The 21912-nt window shown below is 68.4% G+C and carries 23 protein-coding genes and 1 pseudogene; 5 read left to right on the forward strand and 19 right to left on the reverse strand.

The genetic code is table 11. The features are described from left to right. Positions 1-8 precede the first annotated feature (8 nt). The 18 genes and pseudogenes from GBA63_RS17765 to GBA63_RS17850 all read right to left on the reverse strand — a co-directional run bounded on the left by GBA63_RS17765 (position 9) and on the right by GBA63_RS17850 (position 16986). On the reverse strand, positions 9-1976 hold the full coding sequence (locus GBA63_RS17765; RefSeq protein ID WP_166178248.1) for a cation:proton antiporter domain-containing protein: 1968 nt from the start codon (positions 1974-1976) through the stop codon (positions 9-11). Positions 1977-2036: 60 nt separating this feature from the next. Continuing rightward, positions 2037-2354: a monovalent cation/H(+) antiporter subunit G gene (gene mnhG / locus GBA63_RS17770; RefSeq protein WP_166178250.1), complete on the reverse strand. Its 318-nt coding sequence runs from the start codon at positions 2352-2354 to the stop codon at positions 2037-2039. Continuing rightward, positions 2354-2620, reverse strand: a complete 267-nt coding sequence (locus GBA63_RS17775; RefSeq protein WP_166178252.1) for a monovalent cation/H+ antiporter complex subunit F — start codon at positions 2618-2620, stop codon at positions 2354-2356. The genes mnhG and GBA63_RS17775 overlap by 1 nt, the downstream gene beginning before the upstream one ends. Before the next feature lie 11 nt (positions 2621-2631). Continuing rightward, positions 2632-3123, reverse strand: coding sequence for a Na+/H+ antiporter subunit E (locus GBA63_RS17780; RefSeq protein WP_166178254.1), 492 nt, complete (start codon positions 3121-3123; stop codon positions 2632-2634). Beyond that, positions 3123-4508, reverse strand: a complete 1386-nt coding sequence (locus GBA63_RS17785) for a complex I subunit 5 family protein (RefSeq protein ID WP_166178256.1) — start codon at positions 4506-4508, stop codon at positions 3123-3125. The genes GBA63_RS17780 and GBA63_RS17785 overlap by 1 nt, the downstream gene beginning before the upstream one ends. Beyond that, entirely contained in the window at positions 4505-4933 is a 429-nt protein-coding gene (locus GBA63_RS17790) for a sodium:proton antiporter (protein ID WP_166178258.1), read from the reverse strand. Before GBA63_RS17790 ends, GBA63_RS17785 begins: the two co-directional genes overlap by 4 nt. Next, positions 4930-5379, reverse strand: a complete 450-nt coding sequence (locus GBA63_RS17795; RefSeq protein ID WP_228282157.1) for an MnhB domain-containing protein — start codon at positions 5377-5379, stop codon at positions 4930-4932. Before GBA63_RS17795 ends, GBA63_RS17790 begins: the two co-directional genes overlap by 4 nt. Then, the gene (gene mbhE, locus GBA63_RS17800) at positions 5376-7679 is read right to left on the reverse strand and encodes a hydrogen gas-evolving membrane-bound hydrogenase subunit E (protein ID WP_228282158.1); all 2304 of its coding nucleotides are present in this window, start codon (positions 7677-7679) and stop codon (positions 5376-5378) included. Before mbhE ends, GBA63_RS17795 begins: the two co-directional genes overlap by 4 nt. Before the next feature lie 161 nt (positions 7680-7840). Beyond that, positions 7841-8317 (reverse strand): metallophosphoesterase family protein, encoded by a 477-nt coding sequence (locus tag GBA63_RS17805; RefSeq protein WP_166178260.1) that lies wholly within the window; start codon positions 8315-8317, stop codon positions 7841-7843. Positions 8318-8373: 56 nt separating this feature from the next. Then, the gene (locus tag GBA63_RS17810) at positions 8374-9174 is read right to left on the reverse strand and encodes an SDR family NAD(P)-dependent oxidoreductase (protein ID WP_166178262.1); all 801 of its coding nucleotides are present in this window, start codon (positions 9172-9174) and stop codon (positions 8374-8376) included. 61 nt (positions 9175-9235) lie between these two features. Next, positions 9236-10102, reverse strand: coding sequence for a DNA-methyltransferase (locus GBA63_RS17815; protein ID WP_228282159.1), 867 nt, complete (start codon positions 10100-10102; stop codon positions 9236-9238). A 90-nt stretch (positions 10103-10192) separates the two neighbouring features. Beyond that, positions 10193-11657 (reverse strand): annotated as a pseudogene (locus GBA63_RS17820) (sodium:solute symporter family protein). Further along, positions 11654-11851, reverse strand: coding sequence for a DUF3311 domain-containing protein (locus GBA63_RS17825; protein ID WP_166178264.1), 198 nt, complete (start codon positions 11849-11851; stop codon positions 11654-11656). The pseudogene GBA63_RS17820 and the gene GBA63_RS17825 overlap by 4 nt, the downstream one beginning before the upstream one ends. Next, positions 11848-12993: a M20 family metallopeptidase gene (locus tag GBA63_RS17830; RefSeq protein ID WP_166178266.1), complete on the reverse strand. Its 1146-nt coding sequence runs from the start codon at positions 12991-12993 to the stop codon at positions 11848-11850. The genes GBA63_RS17825 and GBA63_RS17830 overlap by 4 nt, the downstream gene beginning before the upstream one ends. 69 nt (positions 12994-13062) lie before the next feature. Beyond that, positions 13063-14292, reverse strand: a complete 1230-nt coding sequence (locus tag GBA63_RS17835; RefSeq protein WP_166178268.1) for a Zn-dependent hydrolase — start codon at positions 14290-14292, stop codon at positions 13063-13065. A 97-nt stretch (positions 14293-14389) separates the two neighbouring features. Further along, positions 14390-15538: a DmpA family aminopeptidase gene (locus GBA63_RS17840; protein ID WP_166178270.1), complete on the reverse strand. Its 1149-nt coding sequence runs from the start codon at positions 15536-15538 to the stop codon at positions 14390-14392. Between the two features lie 8 nt (positions 15539-15546). Beyond that, the gene (locus GBA63_RS17845; RefSeq protein ID WP_166180356.1) at positions 15547-16317 is read right to left on the reverse strand and encodes an aldo/keto reductase; all 771 of its coding nucleotides are present in this window, start codon (positions 16315-16317) and stop codon (positions 15547-15549) included. Between the two features lie 195 nt (positions 16318-16512). Then, on the reverse strand, positions 16513-16986 hold the full coding sequence (locus GBA63_RS17850) for an acyl-CoA thioesterase (protein ID WP_166178272.1): 474 nt from the start codon (positions 16984-16986) through the stop codon (positions 16513-16515). Between the two features lie 211 nt (positions 16987-17197). Between GBA63_RS17850 and GBA63_RS17855 the strand changes: the two genes are divergently transcribed. Beyond that, positions 17198-18547, forward strand: a complete 1350-nt coding sequence (locus GBA63_RS17855; RefSeq protein ID WP_166178274.1) for a tetratricopeptide repeat protein — start codon at positions 17198-17200, stop codon at positions 18545-18547. Between the two features lie 5 nt (positions 18548-18552). Next, positions 18553-18765, forward strand: coding sequence for a hypothetical protein (locus GBA63_RS17860; RefSeq protein ID WP_166178276.1), 213 nt, complete (start codon positions 18553-18555; stop codon positions 18763-18765). A gap of 57 nt (positions 18766-18822) precedes the next feature. Here GBA63_RS17860 and GBA63_RS17865 read toward each other — a convergent pair whose 3' ends face one another. Next, positions 18823-19059, reverse strand: coding sequence for a hypothetical protein (locus GBA63_RS17865; RefSeq protein ID WP_166178278.1), 237 nt, complete (start codon positions 19057-19059; stop codon positions 18823-18825). A 422-nt stretch (positions 19060-19481) separates the two neighbouring features. Here GBA63_RS17865 and GBA63_RS17870 point away from each other — a divergent pair, with 422 nt between their 5' ends. From GBA63_RS17870 to GBA63_RS17880, 3 genes are all read left to right on the forward strand, one after another. Next, entirely contained in the window at positions 19482-20207 is a 726-nt protein-coding gene (locus tag GBA63_RS17870) for a Crp/Fnr family transcriptional regulator (RefSeq protein WP_166178280.1), read from the forward strand. Between the two features lie 50 nt (positions 20208-20257). Next, a complete protein-coding gene (locus GBA63_RS17875) occupies positions 20258-20791 on the forward strand; it encodes a hypothetical protein (RefSeq protein WP_166178282.1) in 534 nt (177 codons plus the stop codon). 222 nt (positions 20792-21013) lie between these two features. Further along, positions 21014-21775 carry a DUF2382 domain-containing protein gene (locus GBA63_RS17880; protein ID WP_166178284.1) on the forward strand — a complete coding sequence of 254 codons (762 nt, stop codon included), beginning with the start codon at positions 21014-21016 and terminating at the stop codon, positions 21773-21775. The last annotated feature ends 137 nt before the right edge of the window (positions 21776-21912 follow it).

Here is a 21912-nt window from a genome sequence, read left to right on the forward strand (position 1 = left end):
GACCAGCTCTATCCGTCGAAGAGGGCCAGGAAGCCCGCGCGCTGCTCGTTGGTGCCGACGACGCTCACGGTGTCGCCGGGCTCCAGCGTGAGGTTTGGGCCGGGGTTGGTGAAGACCTCGTCGCCCCGGACGAGGGCGACGATGGAGGCGCCCGTCCTGGAGCGGACGTCGAGGTCCCCTATGGCGCGGCCGGTCAGGGCGCAGTTCTCTGGGATCTCGATCCAGTCGCCCTCTATCATCCTGGAGGCGCGGCGGAGCCGGGCGAGCCCGGCGTCGCTCCCGTCTCTTCCCTCGTCGTCGGAGATCGGGGCGTACAGCTCGCGGCGCACGCCGTCCGAGAAGCGCTGCACCTCGACCGCCCCGAAGCCCCGGCTCATGAGGGCCTGCCGGCCGAGCTCCAGGCCCGCCTCGAACTCCGGCTGGACCGCCTCGTAGACGCCGAGCCGGCCGAGGTCTTCTAGCTGCTCCTCGCCCGCGGAGCGGGCCACGATCCTGGCCCGCGGGTTGAGCGCCTTCGTCCGCTCGACCACCAGCCGCGCCCCAACCGCGTCGGGGATGGTCAGCACGACCATCCCCGCCTCCCTGATGCCCGCCGCCTCCAGCACGGGCTCCGCCGCCGCGTCGCCGTAGACTAGGGGTATACCCTCGTCCTTCGCGGCCTCGACCTTGTTTGGGTCGACGTCGACCACCACGAACGGCTGCTCCAGCCGCGCGAGCATCCTGGCGACGAAGCCCCCGACGCGCCCGAAGCCGACGATGATCACGTGGTCCACAAGCTCCCCGGCCGGCAGGTCCACCGTCCTCGGCGCCGGCGCCGGGAACCGCTCCCGCCACCGGGCGTAAAGCGGGGAGGCCGCGCGCGCGGCGAACGGGGTCAGGGCCATCGTTACGACGGCCGTGGTCAACGCGATGGAGTAGGTGCTCGAAGAGAGGACGCCCTCGCTCCTGCCGGAACGGGCGAGCAAGAAGGAGAACTCCCCGACCTGGAAGAGCCCCAGGCCGACGGCGAACGGGACTATGTTCACGTAACCGAAGGCGCGGGAGATGCCGGCGAAGATCAGGCCCTTGCCGACAAACACGACGAGGACGACGGCGAGGACGACGGGGGCGGAGGCGAGCAGGAAGGCGGGGTCTATGAGCATCCCGACGGAGACGAAGAAGAGCATGGCGAAGACGTCGCGCAAAGGCCCTATATCTGCGAGGGCCTGGTGGCTGTAGTCCGACTGGGAGAGGACGATGCCGGCGACGAAGGCCCCGAAGGCGAAGGAGAGGCCGAAGACGTAGGTCCCGTAGCCGACGCCGAGGCCGGTCGCGACCACGGAGATCAAAAACAGCTCCCGCGAGCCCAGCCGCGCGACCCGTCCCATCAGCCACGGAAAGACCCGCGTCCCGAAGAGCGCCATCGCCCCGACGAACAGGACGGCCTCGAGCGCGGCGATGCCCAGCGCCGAGAGCCCCCCCGCGACGTTCCCGAGCTCCGGCAGCAGGATCAGCAGCGGCACGACCGCGATGTCCTGGGCCACCAGCATCCCGATGATCACCCTGCTGGATAAAGTCCCGAGTACCTCCTGCTCAGAGAGCGTCTTCAGCACGACGGCCGTGCTCGACACGGAGAGCAGGGCCCCGAACCAGACCGCCTCGTGCCACCCGAGGCCGAGCAGGGAGGCCATACCGTAGCCGAGCGCGATCGTCAGGAGCATCTGGACGGGCGTGCCGATCAGGGCTATCTTCTTGACCGGCGCGAGCGCGCTCAACGGGAAGTCGAGCCCGATGGTGAAGAGGAGAAGAGCCACGCCTATCTCGGCGAGAAGCTCGATGTCGTGGGCGGAACTGACCGTGGGGCCGCCCGTGTTCGGCCCCACGACGACGCCGGCGAGGATGTAGCCCAGGATCAGGGGCAGCCCGAGGCGGCGCGCGACGATGCCGCCGACGAAGGCGGCGACCATGATGAGCGCGATGTCCCCGGCTATGCCCACGCTTTCTCTATACCAGACGAGGGACGGTTTGGTCGGAAGCAGGATCTCTGCGGCGCGCGCTCACGATTCGTCGACGGTCTGGCGGCCCTCCATCTTCTCGCCCTTCAGGTAGGCGGCGCGGGCCACGACGTGGGCCGAGACCGGGGTCGTGACGACGAGGAAGGCCGAGATCAGGGCAACCCGGAAGACGACCGCCGGGTTGCCCGTGACCGTCGAGGCGAGAAGCAGGGAGATCACGCCCAAAGAGACGATCTTGCTCGCGGCGTGCAGGCGGGCGTAGGTGTCCGGCAGGCGGATTATGCCGTAGACCCCGACGGTCATGACGGCGACGCCGAGCACCACGAGCGCGTCGGCGAGGTAAGGGAGGAATGGGCCCACTAGAAGATCTTCCTCTCGCCGTGGTAGAGCGCCGCCGCCACCGTCCCCACGAAGGCGAGAAGCGCGAGGATGAGCGCGGCGTCCAGGTAGTAGGGCGAGCGCACGGCGGCCCCGTAGAGCGCCAGCAGGGCCACCAGCACGAGCGTCAGCGTGTCGAGCGCGAGGATGCGGCCGGCCGTCGAGCGCACGTTTATGACGGTCGCGACCAGGACCGCGGCCAGCACGGTCATCCAGAGCGCCGCCAGGTAGAACACGGTCTCGTGCAAGGGGAACCTCCTCAGGGAAAGACTCTTCGTTGGTAGCGCCGGTAGAAATCTTCGTGGCGGCGCCGGATCTCCTCCGGGTCGGCCGCGTCTATGACGTGGACGAGCATCACGCCCCGCTCCCTGTCCACGTCCACCAATACCTCCCCCGGCGAGAGCGTCGCGACGAGCGCGCTGACCGCCACCCCCGTCTCGCTCCGCTCCCCGACGGGGATGGCGACGATGCCGGACCGTCCGAGCGGCCTGACGTGCAGCGTGATGAGCGCCACCTCCCACGTCCCGACCGCCACGTCGCGCGCCACGGCGGCCGCGAAGGGGAAGAACCCGACCACGCGCCCGAAGGGGCCGCCCGGCGCCGCCTCCCCGGGCAAGACGAAGGGGCGCAACACGAAGAGCAGCACGCCGGACAGGGCCGCGCCGAGGGCCAGATCGGCCGGTGAGAAGCTCCCGACAACCAGCGCGTAGACGAGGGTGAGCAGGAGAAGCGGAAGGACTATACGGCCCATCACGGGCCCTCCAGTAGCGCGCCGGCCGCCGCCTCACCGAGGACCAGCAGCGGCTCGGGCCAGAGCCCCAACGCCAGGACCAGGCCGGCCAGAAGCAGGACGAGGGCCAGGACGGGAGATGGGCTGGCCTTGCCCTTGCCGCCCTCCGGCGTCCAGTAGGCCCGCTGGTAGACCTGGAAGGCGTAGACGAAAGAGAGGGCGCCGCCCAGGAAGATCAGGGCGGTAAGCGCCACGCTCCCGGCCCCAACGCTCGCCCGGAACATCGCCAGCTTGCCGACGAACCCCGCGACCGGCGGCACCCCCACGACGCTGAACGCGCCGACCGCGAACGCCGCCCCGACGAACCTCCCGCCGGCGCCCGCCGCCAGGAAGAGCAGGGCCTTGTTGAGGGAGTTGATCACCGCGTAGACCACCGCCGCTGTGTACCCGACGGGCCCCCCGATGGCGAGGGCCACCAGGATGTAGCCGGCCTGGCCGATAGCCGAGTAGGCCAGGACCTCGACGATCTCGTGGCGCGAGATCGCCTGCAGCGCCCCGTAGAGGATGCTCGCCGTGCCGAGAACGAGAACGGCCGCCGTTCCTAGCTCCAGCTCCCGCGGCAGGACGTCCGCCCCGAAGCGCAGCAGGCCGTAGCCCCCTATGTTCGCCAGGGCGCCCGAGAGGATGGCGGCGACCGGGGCGTGGCTCCCGACGTAGACCGCCGGCAGCCAGAAATGGAACGGGAAGAGGCCGAGCTTTAGCGAAAAGGCCACGAAGACCGCGACGGCTATCGAGATGATCGAGCTCGGCCGCACCCTTGCGGCCCTCTCGGCCATCACCTCCATGTCCAGGGTGCCGGTTACGTGGTAGAGGGCCGCGACCGCTATCAGGAAGATGACGGACCCTAGAAGGTTTATGACGGCGAAGATAAAGGCCGCCCGCACCTGGTAGTCCTTCTCCCGGTAGCCGGTGAGCGCGTAGGCCGCGGTCATGGAGATCTCGAAAAAGACGTAGAAGTTGAAGGCGTCCCCCGTCAGGAAGAGCCCCGTGAGCCCGGCGGCCATAAACGCCACGAGCGCGGGGAAGGTCCGCGAACGAACCCCGCCGAGAACCTCGTAGACGAGGGAGACCAGGATCACACCCACCGAGACAGCCGAGAACGTCACCCCGAGGGCGTCCGCCCTGAGCGTTATGCCGACGCCCTCGGGCCACCCGCCGGCGACCATCTCCACGGGCCCGTTCCCGAGCACCGCGAAGGTCAGGCCGAGCACGCAGGCGAAGCCCGCGCCGAGCCCGGCCACGGAGACCCAGCCGACCAGCGGGCGGCGCCCGTCGGCGAGGGCGAGCGCGGCGGCCAGAACCCACGGGATCAGGACGGCGAGCGGGAGTAGCGTGTCGCCCGTCACCGCGTGTCCTCCCCGAGTTCCACGTCCGCCGGGCTCTCCTTCGGCTCCTCTTCCTTTTCCGGGTCATCGCCGCGTTCCAGCGCTTCGGCCTCGCGCATCTCGGCGGCGGAGACGTCCTCGATGTCCACGGAGTCGTGGGCGAGGTAGAGACGGTAGACCAGGCTCAGGAGCAGGGCGGCGACGCTGGAGCTGATCACGATGGCCGTCAGCGCCATGGCCTGCACCAGCGGGTCGGCGACGGGACCCTCGGGCAGGGGGTAGATCGGGGGTTCCCCGCGCGTCAGGCCGGCCGAGATGATGAACAGGTTCGCGGCGTTGGAGATGAGCACTATGCCGACCACCACCCGGAAGAGGTCGCGCTGCAGGATCAAGAACGCCCCCGACCCGAAGACGACCGCGATGACGAGCGAGAGGAAGAGGATCAAAGGTCTTCCCCCCCGTCCGCGTCTTCTATGGCGCGCGAGATCGCGCTGACCGTCCCGACGACGAACCCGAAGACGAGCAAGAATACGGCACAGTCGAAGAGCACGGCCGTTATGAACTCCAGCGTCCCGAGATGGAGCACCTTGGCCCCCGGCGGCGGGTAGTGCGTCAGGACCGAATCTCCCATTAGCAGCGGCACGACCGCGAGCCCGAGCGCCGCCAGCAGGCCCACGAACGCCAGCGTCCCCGCCTGGCGCACGCCCGGTATCTTCTCGGCTTCCTCGCGGCCGAAGACCATGAGCTGCAAAAGAACCCCCAAGGAGGCCACGACCCCGGCGGAGAACCCGTCGCCGGGTTGGGTGTAGCCCTTGACGAGGATGGCGAGGGCCGTCACGAGCGTTGGCAGCAGGAGGAGCCTCGCCACCATCCGGGTCATGGCGCCCGTCACCTGAGCCGTCCGCCTCGGAGCAAGGTTACGACGGCGAGCAGGACCAGGGCGACCACCGAGATCTCGCCCAGAGTGTCCAACCCGCGGAAGTCGGCCAGGATCGCCGTTACGGCGTCCCCGGCGTGGGCGTCGGGGGTGAGCCGGAGGTGCTCTTCCGAGACGCTCCTCTCGGCGGCGGGCCTGGAGAGCGTCGCCCAGACGACGGCGAAGGTCGAGGCGCCGGCCACGGCGGCGAAGAAGACCTTGCGCCACCGCCGCTCCGTCGGAAGCCCGGCCTGGCGGTGGAGCACCTCGTAGGGAACGAGCCGTAAAGTTCCGAGAAAGAGCAGCGTGAGCACGGTCTCGACCAGGACCGCCACGAGCGCCACGTCGGGCGCCCCGAAGAACGCGTAGACGAGGGCGAGCACGAACCCGGCGCTCGAGAGCACCAGGGCCAAAGTTACGTGGCGTTTGGTGAACGTGGTCGTGAGGGCCGCGACCGCGACCGGCACGAGGGCCAGCAGCAGCGGGATGTCCCGGGCCTGTATAGCCCCCACCCTGTAGGTCCCGCCGGTCGGCGTAACAAGGATGCCTATTCCGATGAGGATGCCTCCGGGCAGGAGTATCGCGGCCACCCGGCTGCGGAGGTCCCGCGCCTCGGCCCGGTGAACCCGGTCCGAGAGCCCGTTCAAACCCCGCAACCCGAGCCCGTACAGACGCTCCGGCCCAACCATCTCCCCGAGCCGCGAGAAGGCCCCCGCCGCCCCGGACCAGAGGGGCCTTGAGAGGACTATCGCCACCCCGAGCCCGTAGGTAGCGAGCGCCATCAGGTTCTCGGGTCTGGCGTCGAGGTGGTAGGCGGCACTCACGGAGGCCGCAGATCCCAGGGAGTCCGAGCCCGCCGCCAGGGCCAGCCCCAGGTACGGCCCGACGAGGACGCCGCCGAACAGCGCCAGCGCCCCGAGCGCCGCGATGGGCCAGACGAGGGTCCAGGACGGGCGCTCCGCCGCCCCCGGCCTTCCCGCAAAGATCCCACCCCAGAACCGCCAGGCGTAGGCGAAGGTCAGGGCGGCGCCCAGGACCGCGAGCCCGGCGAAGATGGGCCCCCGCCCGAGCGCGGCGGCGAAGAACAGCTCGTCCTTGAAGAAGCCGACGGTGAGCGGCAGCGCCGCCAGCCCCGCCGCGGCTACCCCGGCGGCGCCGGCGAGAAGGGGCAGGGACCCGTACAGCCCGCCGAGACGGGAGAGCCGGTCCTCCCCCGTCGCCTCCGTAACGGTACCGGCGGTAAGGAAGAGGGCGCTCTTGCACAGGGCGTGCGCGAGGACGTAGAACGAGGCGCCGACGGCCCCGTACTCCCCGCCGAGGCCGTACATCACCACCACGTAGCCGTACTGGCTTATCGTGGAGTAGGCGAGCAGCTGTTTCAGCACGTCCCGCGTCAACGCCAGCACCCCGCCTACCGCCATCGAGAGAAAGCCGACGACCAGAAGGGAGTCGAGCAGGAACTCGCTCTTCTGTATCAGCGGGTAGACCCGCCCGATTAGGAGCACCCCGGCGGCCACCATCGCCGCCGAGTGGAGGTACGCGGAGACGGGCGTCGGGGCGGCCATCGCGCGCGGCAGCCAGAAGTGGAAGGGCACCTGGGCGCTCTTGGCGAGGCCGGCGACCGCCATGAGCCCGCCGGCGGTGGTGAGCAGCGGCCCGGGCTCGACGAGTCCGGCCAGTTCCGGCACGGAGAACGTGCCGTGGGCGGCGTAGAGCATGACGGCCCCGATCAGGAGCAGCACCGCCGTCGCCCCCGTAACGAACAGGGCCATCAGCGCCGAAGCCCTGGAGTTTGGGTCGTGGCTGTCGAAGCCTATGAGGTAATAGGAAGCTACGGCCGTGAGGTCCCAGAAGACGAAGACCAGGATCAGGTCCTGCGCCATCGCGAGCCCCACCATGGATCCCATAAAGAGCAATATGAAGAAGTAGAAGCCCGTGCCGTCGGAGGCCGGCCTCTGCTGGTGTCCGAGGTGCAGCGGCAGGTACCGCGAGGAGTAGACGAGGACGGCGAACCCGATGCCGGTCGCGAGCAGAGCGTAGAGCGTGGCGAGCCCGTCGAGCTCCAGGTGGAGCCTGAGATCCCAACTCGGCGCCCAGGCCACATCCACCACACCGCCGCCCGAGGCCCACCCCCACAGCGTCGCCCCGAAGGCGAGCGCGCAGAACGCCGCCCCGATGGGCGCGGCCAATACCGGCCTCGCGGCCCCGAAGAGCGCGGCGGCCGGCGCGGCCAGCAGGGCCAGGGCCAGCGGCAAGAGAACGGCGAGCGCGCTCAACGGTGCCCTCCGGCCCCGCCGGAAGGACGCCACCCGCGCGCCTGATTTGTACCGAAACCCTTTGTTGGGAAGATAGACACGCCCTCTAGGCCGCCGACCGGGGCCGACAGCAGAGATCAGCCCGCACCAGTATATACCCCGCCCGGACGGCTTCCACCTGCCTACAGACTCAGGATCTCTGCTCGCGCCTCCCCATCCTCTACCCTCAACAACGCGAACGTGTGCTCCGGCTGCCGCCGCCTGTCCGTCGGGCTGCCGGGATTGAGGAGCATCAACCCGTCCGAGTCCTCCAGCCACGGAATATGCGAGTGCCCGAAGACGACGACGCGGGCCCCCGGAAACCGCCGCCGCATCCTGCCCCGGCGTCCCTTCTTGGGCCCCGCGTCATGAATCATGGCAACAGAGATGCCCCCGACCTCGAACTCCAGCGTCTCCGGCAGCCGCACGTCCCACCCGTCCACGTTCCCCTTGACGGCCCGCACCGGTGCGTACGCCTCGAGCTCGTACAACACGTCCTCCACCAGAAGATCCCCGGCGTGCAAGATCAAATCGGCCGACTCGAAATACGGCGCCAGCCCCTCCGGCAGCCCCTTGGCCCGCCGGGGAATATGCGTATCGGCGACAACGACGACCAGCACCTACGGGCCCGCGGCCTCTAGCTGATGCCTGATGCCTGCAACCTGAAGCCTTCTCGTCAAGCCGCCGTCCAGCCACCGTCCACCGTGAGCACGGTCCCCGTGACGAAGCTCGACGCCCTGGAGGCCAGGAAGACCGTCGGGCCGACTATCTCCCAGACCTCCCCGAACCGGCCTTGCGGGACCCGGCTCACGACGTCGTCGTACCAGGCTTCGTCCTCCATGATCTGGCGCACCAGCGGCGTCGTGAAGTACGCGGGCGCGAGCGCGTTGACCCGGATGCCGTATCGCGCGAACTCCAGCGCCAGCACCTTCGTCAGTTGCACCACGGCGCCCTTGCTGGAAGCATACGCGGCCTGGCGTTGCATGGCGACCAGGCCGAAGATCGAGGCCATGTTGATGATCCTGCCGCGCCGCTGCGGGACCATGAGCCCCCCGAATGCCTTGGCGCAGTGAAACAACCCCCGAATGTTCACGTCGAGCACCTCGGAGAACTCCGAAGCCTCCAGCTCCAATACCGGCTTCCTGCGGTTGATGCCGGGCACGTTCACGGCGACGTCGATGGTCTCCGAACGCGCCCGGACCTCTTCGGCGGCGGAACGGACGTCCTCCCAGTCCCGCACGTCGACCCGCACCGCGTAGCCCTCGCGCCCGAGCGCCGAGACCTCGCCGGCCGTCTTCTCGGCCCCTTCGATGTCTATGTCCAGGCAGGCGACGTCGGCGCCGAAGTGGGCGAACCCGAGGGCGATGGCCTTCCCGAGCCCGGAGGCGGCCCCCGTGACGACCGTCCTCTGGCCGTCGAGCCGGAAGATCCCCGCTACGTCCCCCGGCAACCCGGCCGCCCGCGCTTCTTCGGTCATGCGTCCCCCACCCTCATAGCCGAACCATCCGCCGAAACCCTATTGCCCCCCGCGCCCCCGGTCAACCGCCGGGCGAGACTCCGGCGCCGTACACCGCCTCCAGCATACCGCCCCGCTCCGCCGCGCCGATCCTGCGCGCGGCGAGCTCGGCGTAATCCCCTTCGAGCTCCGCCCCGACGAACGAGCGGTTCAGCTCCTTCGCCGCGACCGCGGTGGTGCCCGAGCCGCAGAACGGGTCGAAGACGAGGTCGCCCTCGCGCGTGCAGGCGAGCAGCGCCCGGCGCACGAGGCGCAGCGGCTTCTGGGTCGGGTGGCGGCCGTGGCGCTTCTCTCTCCCGGACGGCGGCGGTATGCGCCAGACGGAGCCGACCTGGGAGGCGGGGTCCCTGCTGTTTATAGCGTCGTAGTTGAAGGTGTGCCTGGCACCCCTCTTGCCCGCCCACAGCAAGGTTTCGTGGGCGTGGGTGAACGCCGTGTGGAGCGCGTTCGGGGGCGGGTCCGGCTTCTCCCAGACGACGGAGTTGATGACCCTGAACCGAAGGCTCTGCAGCGCGAACCCGATGCTAAAGATCATGTGGTGCGTACCGCTAACCCAGATGGTTCCGCCCGGCTTGAGGACGCGGTCCGCCTCCCCCAACCAACGGACGTTGAAGGCGTGGTCCTTCTCGAAAGAGCCGAGCGAACGGTCCCAGGCGCCTTTGTCCACGGAGCCCAGACGTCCGTTCTTGACAGTAATGCCGCCGGTCGAGAGCCGGTAAGGCGGGTCCGCGAACACGGCGTCAACGCTTCCGGCCGGCATCAGCCGCATAAGCTCCACGCAGTCCGCGAGGTAGACCATCGCCCCGGGCTCGCCGAAGGCCCCGAGTTCCCGTAGCTCCATCCCCTGTTTGTAGTACCGGAGGCCCCGAACCTTTAGGCCCTCTCGCAAGCGGCAAGAAGCTGATGGCTGAGAGCGGAGGCCTGCGGAGCAGGCCGCAGCGGTCTGATCGCCGACAGCGCGGCCGGGGAACCCGGCCGCCTACGCGCTCTGCTCTTTGCGAACGGCGAGGCCGCCCGTGGCGAAGCTCACCCCGAACATCACCACGAAGTTCACGAAGAGCGCGACGATGCCGATGTTCGTGTCGGCGAGCGCTTGCGGGAGGAACGGGAGGAGGTCCCCAATGGTCGTGCCGGCGACGGTGACGTAGGTAACGGTCGCCACACCCGCGGCGATGCCCGCGCCCGCGCCCCACTTGGTGACGAAGTTGTTGGGGAGGAGCGAGAGGGTGGCGGCGGGGAAGAGCTGGGTCACGAGGCTGTAGCCGAGAAGGAGCAGGAGCACGACGCCCTGGCCGCTCTGCTGGGAGAACCACAGGGAGACGAGCGCGACTACCGGAACCAGGATCCTCGCGAGGAGCGCTATGCGCCGTTCCTCCGTGTTCGGCGAGATCGCCCCGAAGACGTTCTTCGCGAGCACCGTGGCTGCGACCATGAGGATGATGGAGCCGGGCACAAGCGCCGTCAGGAGGCCCGTGGCCCCTATGAGGCCGACCACGAACGGGCTGAACTCCTCCTTGGAGATGATCAGGAGCGCCTGGTCGACCCTCTCACCTTCGAGCCCCGGCACCTGCAGGATGGCCGCGAAACCTATAAAGAAAACGAAGAGCAGGACGAGCTGGTAGAGGGGCAAAAAGATCGCGTTGCGCTTGAAGATCTTGGCGTTCTCGGCCGAGAACGCGGACGTGAAGTAGTGGGGCCACATGTAGAAGCCCAAAGCCGTCAAAAGCACCGTCGAGACGAACCACGAGACGCTGTAGCCCTCGTTCGGAAGCGCCAGGAAGCCCGGTCTCTGGGCCTGGATCTCCCTGAACATGTCCCCTACGCCGCCGTAGAGGGCGAAGGGAAGGTAGATGCCGAGCGCTACCACCACCACGAGCACCATCAAGTCCTTTATGACGGCCGTCCAGGCGGAGCCGCGGATGCCGCTGATCATGACGTAAATCGTCACCGAGACGGTGCCTATGATCGCCGCGAGCAGCGGAGAGATGGTCCCGTAAGAGGCCGACGACACGATAAGCCCGAGCCCCTGAAACTGTAGCGCGAGGTACGGCACCATGGCCACGACCGCGACCACGGAGACGAAGATCCCGAGCCCCTTGCTCTCGTACTTCTTCTCGAAGAAATCCGACTGGGAGTGGAGGCGGTGCTCCTTGGCGTAGCGCCACACGGCGGGGAGCAGCCAGTAGCTCATTATGTAGGCCAGACAGCCGTAGGAGAGGATGTAGAAGGCCGGCCCGCCCTCCCGTAGGCCCAGCCCGAGCCCCGAGGAAGGTGAAGGTCGTGTAGATCTCCCCGGCCAGAAGCAGGAAGACGAAGAGCGTCCCGAACCCCCTCCCCCCTACCGTCCACTGCTCCAGGTTCATGTCCTGACCCCGCCGCGCAAGGATACCCAAGAACAGCGCGACCGCGAGAAAGAAGAAGATGACTACGAGCGCGATGTTCATTCCCCGTCCTCCCTGTTCGCCGGGTCGAGCCTGTAGACGACGGCCATGATGACCGAGGTGAGAAGAACCCACGCCACGATCCAGAAAAGGATAAACGGCATCCCGAGCACGAACGGCTCGACCCTGTTCGCGAACCCGACTCCTACGAGTATTCCTAAGAACGGCAGCGCAGCCAGGACGTGTATGAGCTTCACGAAGTGCCTCCTCCTTTGCCGAGCATCCTCGTCGCGACGGCGAGGTGCATCTTTAGCCCGACCTCCAAAGCGTCCTCGTCTATGGTGAACCTCGGGTGGTGGTGGGGTGCCGTTATTCCGAGGCTCTCGTTGCCGGCCCCGACCAGGTAGAACGCCGCAGGGACCCTCTGCCCGTAGGCCGAGAAGTCCTCCCCGCCCATGTTCGGCGGCATGACTTCCACGTTCTCCTCGCCGACGACCTCGCGGGCGGCCCTCTCGATCTCTTGTGTCAGCCCGTCGTCGTTGACCACGGGCCTGTAGCCCCGGTCGTAGGAGAACTCGTAGCCGGCCCCGTGGGCCGAGGTGACGCCTTTTATTACGCGCTCCATGATCCCGGGCATCCGGTCCCGGACGGCCGGGTCGAGGGTGCGCACGGTCCCCTCCATCTCGACCGTACCCGGGATCACGTTGTGCGTCGTGCCGGCCTCGAAGCGCGTTACGGAGAGGACGACGTTCGCCAGCGGGTCCGTCTCCCTGGCGACGACGTGCTGCAGGTTCGTCACCACCTGCGCCCCGACGGCGATGGAATCGACCGTCTGGTGGGGCATGGCCGCGTGGCCGCCTTTGCCCTTCACGGTAACGTTGAAGATGTCGGGAGCCGCCATCATCGGGCCGTAGGTTACGCCGACCTTGCCGACCGGCGTCTGCGACCAGAGGTGGATGCCGACGGCGGCGTCGACGCCGTCCATGACCCCCGCTTCGACGAGTTCTTCGGCGCCGCCGGGGTAGAGCTCTTCCGCGTGCTGGAAGACGAAGCGGACCTCGCCGGCGAGCTCGTCGCGCATGCTGGATAAGACCTCGGCGGCCCCGAGAAGCATCGCGGTGTGCCCGTCGTGGCCGCAGGCGTGCATGGCTCCCGGGTTCTGGGAGGCGAACTCGAAGTCGTTCTCTTCCGTGATCGGGAGGGCGTCGATGTCGGCCCGGAGGGCGAGGGTGCGGCCGGGTTTGCCGCCGGTGAGGCGGGCCACGACGCTGTTTTCGGTCGGGCGCGAGATCTCCAACCCCCCGAACGATTCGAGCGTCTCGCGGATAAACCTCGCCGTCTGCTCCTCGTGGAAGGAGACCTCGGGGTTGCGGTGGAGGTGACGCCTCCACCCGACCATGCGAGCCCTCGTGTCTTCTACGAGCGAATCCAGCGTTGCGGTTGCGATGTCGTACCCCCTCAGGCCGAACTATGCCCTCTCTGCCAGGTCGAGCACTGTCAAATATAGGATCTTGCAGCCGGCTTCGCAATCCTCCCGGCTGCTCCACTCCTTCGGGTTGTGGCTGATGCCGTCTTTGGAACGGACGAAGATCATGCCCATGGGGCACAACTCCGCCACGTGCATCCCGTCGTGCCCCGCCCCGCTCGGCAAGGAGTGGGGCTTTATGCCTTCCTTCTCGCACGCGGCGGCTATGGAAGCCCTGATCTCCTCCGAACACGGCGCGGGCGGAAGCCGCTGCAACTCCTCGAAGGACAGGGCGACGCCGCGCCGCCCGCAAACCTCCCCGGCCCGCTCCCTGATGCGCCCCTCGACCCCGTCGCGCACGGCCTCGTCTATGTCGCGCAAGTCGAGCGAAAGCTCCACCCCGCCCGGAATTATGTTGATGCCGCCGGGCCTCGCCTCTATCTGCCCCACGGTCCCGACGGTCGAGCCGGTCGCGGATGCCTCCTCTTCCACGACACCGACGACTTCGGCCGCCGCGGCCAGGGCGTCGCGCCGTGCCCCCATCGGCGTCGTCCCGGCGTGTCCGGCCTCCCCGGTGAACGAGAGCCGCAGCCACGCGGGGCCGGCTATACCGGTCACCACGCCGACCGGCAGGTTCTCGCCTTCGAGCACCTTGCCCTGCTCGATGTGAAGCTCCAGGTACGCGGCCAGGGAATCGGGGGATCTCACGGCGTCGCCGATCTTCCCCGGGTCCAGGCCGGCGTCGCGCATCGCCTGTTCGATGGAGACGCCGTCCCTATCCTCGTGGCGCAGGTCTTCGGGCGAGAGCGTGCCCGTAAGCGCCCGGCTGCCGATCATGCCCAGCGAGAACCGCGCCCCCTCCTCGTCGGTAAAGGCGACCACCTCGACCGGACGCTCCGTCTCGACGCCCTCTTCGTTCATGGTTTGAAGTACCTCGATCCCGCCGAGCACCCCGAGCGGCCCATCGAAGTCGCCCCCGTTCAGGACGGAGTCGACGTGGGAACCTATCAGGACCGCCGGGACGTTCGGGTCCCTTCCCTCCCTGCGGCCGAAGAGGTTGCCCGCGACGTCCTCGCGGACCGAGAGGCCGGCCTCCTGCATGTACGAGGCGACGAGGTCCTTGGCGGCCCGCTCCTCCTTCGTAAAGGAGAGGCGGGCGACGCCGCCGTCTTCTTGTTTGCCGATCTCCGCCAGCTCAGAGAGCCTCTTCCACAAACGCCCGCCGTCTACCACGCCGTGTCCCTCCCGTTCGATCAGCCCGCCAGCCTTCACATGCTAACGTGGAGGGCCGGCGGTTTTCGGCTCTTTGTCCTTCTGGCCCTTGGTCGGCCTACGGATCGGACCGCGCGGGCCTCGCCCGTCCGGCCAGGGGCCGGGCCTCGTCCAGCGCGTCGAGGAGAGCGTCGGGCGCGAGGCCGCGGGCCGTGATGCCGTCGCGGCCCGTCACGGTGCCCGCGGCGAGCAGGGCGTTCAGGATCGCGGCTTCGGTCGCCTCGGCCGCCGCGTGGAAGAGCGGGGTCATGCGCTCGTTGGGCAGCATGCGGACGGGGACGGTCTGGGGCACGTCCTGCTCCAGAACGGCCCTTGGCAGGCCGCGGTTGCCCGTGGCGAAGGCGAGGAAGATGTCGCCGCTGCCGTCGTCCAGGCCGCCGCCCATCCGGGAGAGGCCGACGCCGGCCCGGATCGCCAGCCTGTCGCACTGGATCGGCAACAGCGGCGCGTCGGTCGCCAGGATCACGATGATGGAGCCGGTGCCGGGAGGCTGAGCGTTCTCCTCCTCGTCGAAAGGCGACGGCACCCGGTCCGTCGTCAGCACCCGGCCCACGGGAAGCCCGTCCACCCGCAGCGTCGGGCGGCTCCCGTAGTTGGCCTGGACCAGCGCGCCGACGGTCCATCCGCCCTGTTCGGCGGGGATCATCCTCGATGCGGTGCCGATGCCGCCCTTGAACTCGTGGCAGATCATGCCCGTCCCACCCCCCACGGAGCCCTCGGCCACGGGCCCGCCGGACGCGTTCTTTAGCGCCTCCCTGACGTGCTCGGCCCGGACGTGCTGGCCGTTGATGTCGTTCAGGGTCCCGTCGTAGGTCTCGGCCACGACCGGCAGGGACCAGTACTCGTCGGGGCTTTCTTCGAGCTCGGCTGCTATCAGGGCGTCGCGGACCACGCCGACGCTGTGGGTGTTCGTGATCGCCACGGGCGTCGTGAGGGCTCCCGCCTCCCGGATCCACTCCAGCCCCGTCATCTCCCCGTTGCCGTTGAACCTGTGGCACCCGGCGAAGACCGGCTCGTCCCGCGCGAGCCCTTCCCTGGGGCAGACGACCGTGACGCCGGTCCTGACGGGACCTTCCCCGACGACGAGCGGCCCGTCGCCGCGGATGATCGTCGCGTGCCCGACCCTTACGCCCTCGACGTCCGTGATCGCGTCGTTCGGGCCGGAGGGCAGGACGCCTATCTCGATGCCCAATTCACGCGCGCGCACGGAATTACCTAACTGCGGAGCGCGGAGACGCGGTCCATCTCTTCGTCCGAGAGCTCGAAGTCGAAGACGTCGAGGTTGGCGCGGAGGTGGTCCTCGCTCGTGGCCTTGGGGATGGCCGAGACCTTCTCTTGCTGGACGAGCCAGCGGAGGGCGACGTGGGCGGCCGTCTTTCCGTGGGCCTCGCCTATCTCGCGGAGGGTTGCGTCCTCCTCGACGCCGCCGCGGGAGAGGGGGCGGTAGGCGACGAGGAGGTAGTCCATCTTGCGGGCCTGATCCAGGACAGAGTCCTGCCCCCTGTAGACATGGTACTCGACCTGGTTGCAGAAGACTTCCACGTGCCCCGACGCTTCTTCGACCAGGTCCGGGGAGAAGTTGCTGACGCCCACGTGCCTGACGCTTCCCTCTTCCTGCAGCTCCCTCATCGCGCCGAGCGTCTCTCCGAGCGGGACGCCGTCCCCGGGCCAGTGCATCAGGAGCAGGTCCACGTAGTCCGTGCGGAGCTTTTGCAGGCTCTCGCGGGTGCGCCGGATCACACGCTCGTGACGGAAGTCGTTGGGCCAGACTTTGGTTGTCAGGAAGACTTCTTCGCGGTCCACGCCGGAGCCCTCGATCCCCCGCCCGACCTCGGCCTCGTTGCCGTACATCTGGGCCGTGTCCACGTGCCTGTAACCCATGGAGAGGGCGAGGCTCACGGCCTCCACGCACACCTCCCCGCCGAGCCGGTACGTGCCCAACCCGAGAGACGGGACCTTCTCACCCTTTATGTTCTGGTGCTCCACCACGGCCTCCTTCCGGGACAACCCGCCCCCACCGTAGCACGTCCGGCGTAGCGAAGGACTGCGCCCTTCCCCTCACGCTGTCAGCTTTCAGCCATCAGCTTTCAGCAAGGACAAAAAGCTGATAGCCGAGAGCGTAGGCGAAGCCGGAGCGGGCCGACAGCCGACAGCGCGGAGGCTAAGCCTCCGCGTCCCGCTCTAGCGCTCGGGTGGGGCGAAGTCGTCTTCCGGGCGGCCTTCGAGGGCTGCTACGGTCGAAAGAAACCAGTCGGGGCGGGGTTGGACCGCGTCTTTTACGGGGTCGAAGAAGACGTGGGCGGCGAAGCCTTCGGAGACGGTCTCGCCGGCTTCGAAAGACTCTCCGGTGCGGAGTTCGAAGTCCATGGCGTAGGAGCGGTTACCGACCCAGGGGACGGTCGCGGCGCCGTGGAGGGTGTCGCCGAAGAAGATCGGGGCCTTGAAGCGAACAGTCGTCTCCGCGATGACGTAGCGGGCGCCGGGGACGTCGCCTGCTTCCAGGTTCGTTATGCCCGCGAGGTCGGCAAGGGCGCGCCAGTAGGCGACACGAATCTGCTCGAAGTAGGCGAGGTAAATCGCGTTGTTGACGTGGCCGTAGGGGTCGAGGTCGGCGTAGCGGATCTCGAGCCGCGCGGGCGCGGGAGGGTTCTTCAATGCGTGGCGCCTTTCCTGTTCGTGTGCGCGGGGGATTGTACACACCCGTGGGGTTTCGAGGCTTCAGGTTTCGGGTTACAGGCATCGGGGGCGCGGCGGATCCTCGATTCCCCACCCCTGAAACCCGAGAGCCTCCGAAGGAGGCGACCCGATGCCTGGCGGTCCGCGGGCGGTCCGCGGTTTATCCGCACCGCTGTGATTTAATGGAGAGATGGACTACGAGGAGTATCTCGAGCAGGGCGAAACCCTCGCGAGCGAGGGCCTTATAGAAGAGGCCCTCTCCCGCTTCGAGCAGGCCCTGGAGGCCGCGCCAGAGAACCCGGAGGCGATCGAGGCGGTCGGGCGGGCGCTCCTGAACCTGGGACGCCTCGAAGAGGCCGAGGCGAGCTTTTTGGACGCTTTAGAGATCGACCCCGAGTGGGTGGCCCCGCGTATGGGCCTGGCGCTCGTGGCTTTGGGCAGGGACGAGCCGTTCAAGATAGTCCACCACCTGGAGCGGGCGATCGAGGCCGACCCGGGCTACCCCGAGGCCTACGTCGAGCTGGGCCGCTACTACGGCTACATGGGCGAACCCGCGCTCGCCAAGGCGACCTTCGAGCGCTGGACCGGGCGTCACCCCGAGGACGCGGACATGCTCATAAACGCGGGCCTGACCCTCTTCGACGCGGCCGACTTCGCAGAAGCCTACGCCTTCTTCGAGAAGGCGGTCGAGGCGGCCGCGGAGGTGGAGCAGCGCAGCGGGGCGCTCACTTTCAGGGCGAACGCGCTCGACATGCTGGGCCGCTACGACGAGGCCGTCGCCGCCTACGAGGAGGTCATCGCCGAGACGCCCGAGTGGTGGGAGGCCCACGCCAACCTCGGCATCTGCCACGCCCGCAACGGCCACCTGCAGAGGGCCGAGGCCGCCTTCAGGCGGGGCCTCGAAGATTGCCCCGGCTCGCCGGAGATAAGGGATGAGCTCGCGGCCCACCTGCTGTCGCAGGGCGGGGACCTGCAGGAGGCGTTGAAGCTCTCGGAAGAGGCGGTGGCGCTCGGAAGGGATGAGATCCGTCATCTCGTCACTTTAGGCGAGGTACGTCTCGCCCTCGGCGACGACGAGGGGACCGCCGAGGCCTACAGGACGGTGCTCTCGCTGGACCCCGAGAACCCCGACGCCCACCTGGAGCTCGGCATCCTGCACGAGCGGCGCGGCGAGACGTCGGAGGCCGAGGAGCACTTCATAGAGTCCCTCAAGGCCGACCCGGGGAACCCAAGGGCCCTCTACTCCTACGCGAGCCTGTACTACACCGCCGACGATCTGGAGACGGCCGAGGAGATCCTGGAGCGCGCCGTCGCCGCCGACGCGGGCTACTCCCCCGCCCTCTCGGCCCTCGCCAGCATCCGGGCCAGGCGCGGCGAGTACGGCGACGCCCTGGACTTCATAGAGCGGGCCGTCGAGGCCGGCGAGAGCGACGCCGACCATTTCAAGAGCGCCCTAGAGTTCGCCCCCCTCCACTCGGACCCCCGCTTTCGCACCCTGCTCTACCGCATGTCCCACGCGGGGAGCAACGGCGCAGAATAGTCCTCATGCAACCAACCATCGCCTTCGGCATCCTCCTCTCCCTCGTGGGCCTCGCCGCCCTCTCATTCTCCGTCTACGCCCTCCTCCGCGGCGGCAAGGGCCAGCGCGGCGGAATCGGGCCTATCTCCGAACGCGGCATCCACGTTATCGCGGGCATAAGGATGCTCCTGATAGGCCTCGCGAGCCTCGTCGCCGGCGTGTACCTGCTGTTGAGCTAGCCACACGCTACGCCTTTCGGGCTCCGCTCTCAGCACGCTCGGGCATCGTCTCCGCGCTCAGCCGTCGGCTTCTTCCTCTTCGCGGCCCGCCCCGTGGCGCCTGGCTGGAGCGAGCAGCGCGGCCTCGATCGAACGGTCCTCCGCGGAGCCTGCTTCCTCCTGGACTCTCTCGCTCCCGCACAGCGCCGCCCGTTGGGACCCGAGCGCGGCCTTGTGAAGCCGGTACGCCTCGGACACGGTGATCCCTGGCCGGTCGGCGGCTTCTTCGACCTTGAGACCCTCCCAGGATCGCAACCGCAGGGTCTCTTGCTTCCTCTGCCAGAGGGAAGAGAAGCTCGGGGGAGGCGCGCGAACTCCGGGCCGAGCTCGGCCACCCCAGTCTACCGGCGGCGTTCGCGCGGCGCATACGCCGAACGGGACAGACCGATCGACGCCGTGGCCGGCGTTCCAGAGGCACCTGGGGGCCTCCGGGTGGGGATCGCGGGAGGAGCGACTTCCCGCGTTCGGCGGAGGTACGCGGGGCCTGCCGGGAGCGGAAGAGCCCCGTCAGGTGAGGCAAGGCTCGCGGGCCCGTGCGGGAGGCGGGACGGGCGCAAACGGCGGCCCCGGCCGAGAACATCGGGCCGTCCGGCGGGGGCCGGGACCGTTATCTGTTAGATTGACGTCATGCACCGGAAGGCGGGGGACAGCTCGGCGTACAGGTGGGAGGTGGGACCGTGACCGTGCGCGGCGGAGGCGGGGCCGGGGAAGACCGCGTCAGGCTCCTCAGCCTGGTGGACGTCTTCGAGCCCCTCTCGCGGGAAGAGATAGACAAGATCAACTGGCAGAACCTCAACACCCGCCTGGAACCCGGCGAGGTCTTCTACACACCGATGGACCTTTGCGAAACCCTCTTCGTGCTCCAGAGCGGGCGGGTCCGCATCTACAGGGCGCTCCCGGAGGGGCGCGAGCTCACGCTGGCCGTGCTCGAGAGCGGGACCGTCTTCGGGGAGATGGCGCTCACCGGCCAGCGGCTGCGCGCCTCCTACGCCCAGGCCATGGAGGAGTCGGAGATCTCCGCCATGTGCCGCAACGACGTCGAGCGCCTGGTCCTCGACAAGCCCGCCGTGGGGCTTCAGCTCGTGCACCTCTTGAGCGAGCGGCTGGCCGCCTACGAGACCCGCATGGAGGGACTCGGCCTCAAGGAGGTGCCCGCGCGGCTGGCGGGTTTGATCCTGGAGCTGGTCGAGACCCAGGGCATCAGGGACAGCGCCGGCTACAGGATACCCACCCGCTACACCCACCAGCAGCTCGGGACCATGATCGGCGCCAACCGCGAGGCCGTCACCCGCGCATTTGCCCGGCTCCGGGAAACAGGGGCCGTGGAGGTGAGGCGCCGCTACGTCCACGTCGAAGACCTGGAAGCCTTAAAAGTGGCGGCGGCGGGTACCGTCCCGGAGTAGGCCCTGCACGTTTAGACCACGGCGTCACGCCAAGGAGATCGCGAGGAACGATGGAAAAGCATCTGCTAAGGCAGTTCCAGAGGGAAGTCGAGCGCCAGTGCCAGTTCACGATGATCGCGTTACAAGACATGGAAGAGGCGTCCACCAACGGGGACGGCAAGCTCTTCTGGTACTCGGTGCAGAACCTCGTGGTGGCGGTGGGAAGGATCTCGCGCCTCCTGTGGCCCTCCGACCCCCTCTTCCCGAAGCGGGGTGACGAGCTGCGGGATAGCCTCGGCGTCGGCGAGGACTCCCCCTTGAGGGCGCTGGGCTTCGTCGAGCATTTCGAGCACTTCGACAAGCGCCTGGAGACCTGGCAGGTGACCTCCGAGCACCACAGGTTCTTCGACTCGTACACGGAGCCGCTCGACGTGCTCGCCGAGACCGCCCCCGAGGACCGGATGCGCGGCTACGACATGGACAACGACGCCCTCCTCTTCAACGGGGAGGCCTTCGAGCTCGGGCCCGTCTCCCGCGCCGTGGAGGACCTGCAGCGCCGGGCGGAGGCTGAGATGATGAAGCCCCGCTTCCAGCTCGACGTCTGACCCAGTCCGGCATCCCGCCTTCCCGACGCTCCCGGCGTTCGGTGTCATAAGACACACAACGCCGGCGCAGGCCCGCGCTTCTCTGGCCAATCACCGTCCGACTGTGTCTCAGGACACCGTAATCGCTGCTGCAAAATCGCTTTCCAGGGTAGGGTCTTAGCAACCCGTTCGGCAAGGCCGCGGGCACAAGATCGTAGCAAAGCGAAACAAGGAGGCAGAGCGATGGAGAACCGCAGCGACGGTTTCACGGCGATAGAGGACAGGTACGCGGGCTACACCGTCTACGACAACTCCGGGAGCAAGATCGGCAAGGTCGACGACCTGTTCCTCGACGAGAACGACCAGCCCGAGTACTTCGGCGTGAAGATGGGCTTTCTGGGCACCAGCTCCACGCTGATCCCGGCCGACATCGCCACCACCGACGAGGCGAACAGCACGATCACCGTCTCCTCTGACAAGGACGCCGTCAAGAACGGCCCCGCCTTCGACGACGACCGGGAGATCACGCCCGAGTACGAGAACGAGGTCCGCTCCTACTACGGCCTCGGCGCCGCCCAGACCCAGAGCACCGGCTCCTATGACACCTACGAGGAGCCCCGTTCCGAGGTAACGCACGACGACGAGCTGAGGGTGCAGCGCTCCGAAGAAGAGCTCCGGGCGGGCACCCGCGAGCGCGAGGCGGGCGCCATGAGGGTCCGCAAGCGCGTGCGCACCGACCGCGAGCGCATCGAGGTCCCGGTCAAGCACGAGGAGGTCAGCGTCGAGCGGGTGCCCGTCTCCGGCGAGGCGACCGAGGCCCAGATCGGCGAGGAGGAGGTCTCGGTGCCGGTGACCGAGGAGGAGGTCGTCACCGACAAGCGGGCCGTGGCCAAGGAGGAGGTGCGCTTGCGCAAGGACGTGGTGGAGGACACCGAGGTCGTCGAGGACGACGTCCGCCGCGAGGAGATCGACGTCGAAGACGCCACCACGCGTCGCAACGTCTAAGGACCTCTCAGCAAATCTACCCGGGTTGGGCCCAGGTTTTCGCAGGCCCAACCCGGCTTTTAGTACGACGGAGTGGGTGTCGGCAAGCGTCTTTGCAGAGGGGCCAGTAGCCCCGTGGGCACGACGAGCGGCACGCA

Source organism: Rubrobacter tropicus (assembly GCF_011492945.1).
GTDB classification, from domain to species: Bacteria; Actinomycetota; Rubrobacteria; order Rubrobacterales; family Rubrobacteraceae; genus Rubrobacter_D; species Rubrobacter_D tropicus.

What these genes read in the sequence shown, in the direction of transcription:
- GBA63_RS17855 (WP_166178274.1), top strand. Translation starts at nt 17,198, where the DNA reads ATGGACTACGAGGAGTATCTCGAGCAGGGCGAAACCCTCGCGAGCGAG.
- GBA63_RS17780 (WP_166178254.1), bottom strand. Translation starts at nt 3,123, where the DNA reads ATGGGCCGTATAGTCCTTCCGCTTCTCCTGCTCACCCTCGTCTACGCG.
- GBA63_RS17810 (WP_166178262.1), bottom strand. Translation starts at nt 9,174, where the DNA reads ATGACCGAAGAAGCGCGGGCGGCCGGGTTGCCGGGGGACGTAGCGGGG.
- GBA63_RS17860 (WP_166178276.1), top strand. Translation starts at nt 18,553, where the DNA reads ATGCAACCAACCATCGCCTTCGGCATCCTCCTCTCCCTCGTGGGCCTC.
- GBA63_RS17880 (WP_166178284.1), top strand. Translation starts at nt 21,014, where the DNA reads ATGGAGAACCGCAGCGACGGTTTCACGGCGATAGAGGACAGGTACGCG.
- GBA63_RS17830 (WP_166178266.1), bottom strand. Translation starts at nt 12,993, where the DNA reads ATGGTCGGGTGGAGGCGTCACCTCCACCGCAACCCCGAGGTCTCCTTC.
- GBA63_RS17875 (WP_166178282.1), top strand. Translation starts at nt 20,258, where the DNA reads ATGGAAAAGCATCTGCTAAGGCAGTTCCAGAGGGAAGTCGAGCGCCAG.